5 protein-coding genes are annotated in these 4,707 nt (G+C 53.2%); 2 read left to right on the forward strand and 3 right to left on the reverse strand.

All coding sequences use genetic code 11. The features are described 5' to 3' along the window. Window positions 1-54: 54 nt before the first annotated feature. Both BIS10_RS17445 and BIS10_RS17450 read right to left on the reverse strand, forming a co-directional pair. Window positions 55-759, reverse strand: coding sequence for a hypothetical protein (locus BIS10_RS17445; RefSeq protein ID WP_253507204.1), 705 nt, complete (start codon window positions 757-759; stop codon window positions 55-57). 102 nt (window positions 760-861) lie between these two features. Beyond that, window positions 862-1,470 (reverse strand): hypothetical protein, encoded by a 609-nt coding sequence (locus BIS10_RS17450; protein ID WP_083026403.1) that lies wholly within the window; start codon window positions 1,468-1,470, stop codon window positions 862-864. 587 nt (window positions 1,471-2,057) lie between these two features. Between BIS10_RS17450 and BIS10_RS17455 the strand changes: the two genes are divergently transcribed. Beyond that, entirely contained in the window at window positions 2,058-3,371 is a 1,314-nt protein-coding gene (locus BIS10_RS17455) for a hypothetical protein (RefSeq protein WP_253507207.1), read from the forward strand. A 3-nt stretch (window positions 3,372-3,374) separates the two neighbouring features. On the opposite strand, the gene BIS10_RS17460 is transcribed toward BIS10_RS17455, so the two are convergent. Next, window positions 3,375-3,893 carry a zinc ribbon-containing protein gene (locus BIS10_RS17460; protein ID WP_083026401.1) on the reverse strand — a complete coding sequence of 173 codons (519 nt, stop codon included), beginning with the start codon at window positions 3,891-3,893 and terminating at the stop codon, window positions 3,375-3,377. 164 nt (window positions 3,894-4,057) lie between these two features. On the opposite strand from BIS10_RS17460, the gene BIS10_RS17465 reads away from it, so the two are divergent. Then, the coding region (locus tag BIS10_RS17465) for a class I tRNA ligase family protein (RefSeq protein WP_253507210.1) at window positions 4,058-4,707 on the forward strand (650 nt) is incomplete at its 3' end.

Consider the following 4,707-nt stretch of genomic DNA (forward strand, 5'->3'; position numbering starts at 1 on the left):
GATTTTGAATTCTTCAGTGTAGCGGGGATGGCTCATGGTTCCTCCTAGATACCTTTAGTATAAGGCCTGGAGGTGTCTACGAAACCTGGGGCGATTCATTACGAGTTCTTCAGCTTCATAGTCTCCTTCAGGCAAGCCACGTGCAAAAATAGCCTGAACGTCACGCACTTGCTGAAAATGCTCAAGAGTGTCGTAGTCGTCAAATATTGTTCCGTGTGCCCCGCGATCTTCCCAATCTACTTTCGTGAATCCAAGGGTAAGTAGATGCTCTGCCTCAGACTCGTCTATTTCGTCTTCATTACCCATTGAGTATGGTAGTACGCAAACATTGCCAATAATTCGGCAGTACTCCGGCATGGAGTTTCTGTAAAGCGCAAGATGCTGCGGGTATGAATAGTAAACGGCATGTAGGCCCAGGTAGGAGCTCTCGGATGAAAGCGCATTGTCAAGATCCTCTGCAATCTGGTGAGTAACATTCTGAATGATCCATGCCCAGATTGTTTCACGCATGTACGAACCTCGAATGCGTTCCTCCTTTACGCGCGACCAAGTAGTTCCAAAGTAGGTTGCCTCAGCTATTCGCTCATAATCTTGGTATGTTCGCGCGCGTGAGTAGATAAGCACATCACCATACTTTACCTTCATGTGGCGGTTCGATGACTGGAGGACACCCGTTGCAAAAATCCTGTCTCGAATTGGCGGTCCGTAGTACCCCCCAAACTTGGGGTCATCGGAGTTAAAGAGAACCGCAATGATCATGTTGCCTCCAGTAAAGCGCCCTAACTCTGCAAACATCGGCGACAAAAGTGAAGCGAAGCGGAACTTTTGACATCCGAGAGCTTTGCCTTGTTTTATTTTGGCTCAATTTTTAGAAGGAGCGTATTTTTCTGCCCATTCTAAGAATGGAACTGCCGCCTTATCTAGCGAACCGAAGCTTTTCGTTGCTTCTTTTTTAGCTCGAGCAGTCCAAGGGCGTTTCCTTTCTCTGGTTATCTCCGGCACTGGCTCTATATATTCCGAGTCCGAGACCCAATCCACGACCATTTCATATGCGTACTTTTCGTATGACAACTCAATCTCAGCACCTTTTTTTAGATTTCCATTTTTGAAGCGAGCATGCAGACTCAGAAATTGTCGGTCGCCAGATAGCTCAGACTCTATATGCCATCCGAGCTTGTCGAATAAATTGGCGTTTTCTTCGAAAACACAAGACAAGTTCACATATTCAGATTTCTGCTCTTTCCCTTTCTGCCATTCATCCCCTTTTTTAGCAAAGCCAACAATCTCAACTTTTCTTATAACGAAAGTTTTGACAGCATCGGATGAGTAACATCGCGCTCTTACCTTGTCGCCATTAACAGAAATTGGTGCAATTTCACGAAGTGCACCGGATTGGCTTCCCCCGTGATACCGGACTTTAAGAACCTCGCCTGTTTCAATAGCGTCCTTTAGCGATGCCTCAATGTTCATCTAAGCCCCCAAAAATATAACATTAATTATATAGCCCACCACATAACCCCAATAACTATGCCGTCACAGCCATTGATATTATACAGCCCCAAAAAATCACCTAATCCATTGATTTAAAACCCCACTGCCTTAGGCTAGGCTACATATACCCCATTATCGTGCCCGCTTTTTTTGCCTGCTTAATCACACTCTATTAACAAATTTAGCTTAGGTCACGCGTTAGGTGAATTTTTTTGCTGTGCCTGATTGGCCTGCGTGGCGCTATGGCACCGCGTTGCGGTGCTTCGCGGGTGCCTCACTTCGTTCGTTACGCCGCGCTACGGGATCGGTGGCGTTATCGTTGGCTTGGTGGCTTTATCATCGCGCGCTGAAGCGCCCTCCCACTCCTGTCATCTCCAACTCCTTCCATCTCTCACGTCTATTCCATCTGTCATCTGTCACCTCTCACATCTGCCATCTTTCAACTCTGTCACCTCCCACATCTGCCATCTATGACACCTGTTATCTCACTTACCCCGTCACTTCTTGCTACTAGCCTTCTCTTGCAAACCCGATTAGCCTGCTAACTCAACCAGTAAGGGATTGAGATGCAAGAGACAACGACGCGGCAGCGCTTGGCGGAGGTGTTGGTGCTGCTGGGGCTTTTGGCGCAGATAGTGGGCTTTACCGGGGCGGTGCCGACCGCGCAGGCGGTGAGCTATTTGCTGTGGGCGGCGGTGGCGCTGCTGTGGCGGGATATTCCCAAGCGTTCGCGCATTCAAGCGGGGGTGTTGATTGCCCTTGGCGTGGTGATGCTGGTGGTGGCTCAAGCGGTGTACGGCGCGGCGGTAAACTGGCCTGCCATGCTGCAAGGCAACGTGTTTGTAGCCACTATGCTGGTGGGCGTGAGCTTTATTTCGCTGATTGGCACCCAGGGCAACAAACGTGCACCGGGTAAACGGGTAACCGGTGCGGATGGCGTGCTGCGTACCTGGCTGGGGGTGCATTTCCTTGGCACGGTTTTGAATCTTTCCACGGTGTTTATGGTGGGCGACCGGTTGGCTCGCCGTGCGCCGTTAACCACACCGCAGTTATTGGCGCTGAACCGTGGGCTAAGCAGCGCGGCCCTTTGGTCGCCCTTCTTTGCTTCTATGGCGGTGGTAATTGCCTTGGTGCCTTCGGTGCAATATGCCCAGATTGCCGTGGTGGGTTTTCCGATTGCTATGCTCTCAGGGCTATTAACCACGCTGGAGCTGCGGCGGCGGTTTGATTTAACCGAGGTAGATGGCTTTTCGCTTTCGCCCCGCAGCCTGCTGATGCCTGCGGGCATGGCGGCATTGGTGATGCTGTTTCACTTTTGGATCACGCCGTCGCTCACTATAGTCAGCATCATTACCTTTTTACTGCCGGGAGTGGCGCTGTTAAGCAACCTGCGGGAAGGCCCGCGTTTTACCCTGCGGCGCATTCGCCAGCACACCGTTACCCGGCTTCCCGCCATGCGTGGGGAGATTTCGCTGTTTTTGGCAGCGGGGTTATTAACATTAGGGCTTTCGACGCTGGTGGCCGCCGCTGCGGGCGATGAGTGGACGCTGTTTGCCCGCTTTGGTACGTGGCAGGCCATGGCCAGCTTTGCTGCCATTACGCTGAGCGCGCTGGTGGGGCTGCACCCAATTATTGGCGTTTCCGTGCTGGCGTCTATTTTGGATTTAAGCGGTGGCGAGCAAACGCTATTCGCCTTTGTGGCGTTAAGCGCCTGGGCGGTGGGCACCAGCGTTGGGCCGCTTTCCGGTATTAACCTTTCCTTGCAGGGGCGTTATGGGGTGAGCGGTTATCGCATGATGAAAGATAACCTGCCCTACGCGGCGATAATGAGCCTGCTCTCGCTGGGGGCGATCGCAGGCTTGAGCGCTTGGCTAGGTTAAAAATTAGGTTTCGACAATTTTATTGGGGAAGCGGTAGAAGTAGCGGTGGCCGCACTGGTGGCAGGGTTCCAACCGCGAGACTTCGTTAAGCATTACCTGGGCATCGCAGTGGGTGCAGGCCATTAACCCCGGGGCGGCGATTTCGCCTTCGCAGTAGTCGGCGCGGGCGGCTTCTAGGTCGTCCTCAAAGCGTTCGCGGTCTACCACGCTGCGGTCGGCAATGGAAAGCAGTGATTCCGCCACCCGGCGTGAGAGCTGGTCGATATCGACCCCCAGCCAGCTCGCCACCTGCTTGCCGGTATCCGCCATGTAGTAACGCATATCTTTTAAGTCACGCTCTACCCAGGCGCGCAGCAGCGCCAGCTCGTCTTTGGTGTACTCCTCAAGCTCGGCCTCAAAGGCAACGGCGTCGTCCAAATCCTTTTGTAGATTGTCCCAGGTGAGCTCGTTGGCGCCGCCTTGCATGCGTTCCAACAGGCGCTCGTAGCCTTCGCGGAGGCGGTGATCGTTATGTTTTTCCATGGGTCCTCTCCTTTTGTTGCCACAGGTGCTGCCTATCATCGGTTAGCCGTTCAAGGATACACCGGCATAGGATACAATCGACGCTACTTATCTGACAGTCGTCATCTACTATTCACTTTGCGCCCTGAACAAGGGCGAATTATCCCAAGGCATTGAAAACACCGATGGACGCACAATACAGCCCCCGCGAGATCGAACGTGACGCTCAACAGTACTGGGACAAGCACCAGTGCTTTAAAGCCGTAGAGGACGCCAACCGCGAAAAGTTCTACTGCCTATCCATGTTCCCCTACCCCAGCGGCAAGCTGCACATGGGCCACGTGCGTAATTACACTATCGGCGACGTTGTCTCACGTTTCCAGCGCATGCAGGGTAAAAATGTCATGCAGCCCATGGGCTGGGACGCTTTCGGGATGCCGGCGGAAAATGCCGCGATCCAAAATCAGGTGCCGCCTGCCAAGTGGACCTACCAAAACATCGATTACATGCGCAACCAGTTGAAGGCACTAGGGTTTGCCTACGACTGGAGCCGCGAATTCGCTACCTGCGACACCAGCTACTACCGCTGGGAGCAGTGGTTCTTCACCAAGCTGGTGGAGAAAGGGCTGGTCTACAAGAAGATGTCCACGGTGAACTGGGACCCGGTGGACCAGACGGTGCTGGCCAACGAGCAGGTCATCGACGGCTGCGGCTGGCGTTCCGGCGCGCCGGTAGAGCGTAAAGAGATACCGCTGTGGTTCTTAAAGATTACCGACTACGCCGATGAGCTGCTGGCGGATTTAGATAACGTCGAGTGGCCTGAGCAGGTCAAGAC

This window comes from Halomonas sp. 707B3, assembly GCF_024158645.1.
Taxonomy (GTDB): Bacteria; Pseudomonadota; Gammaproteobacteria; order Pseudomonadales; family Halomonadaceae; genus Vreelandella; species Vreelandella lionensis.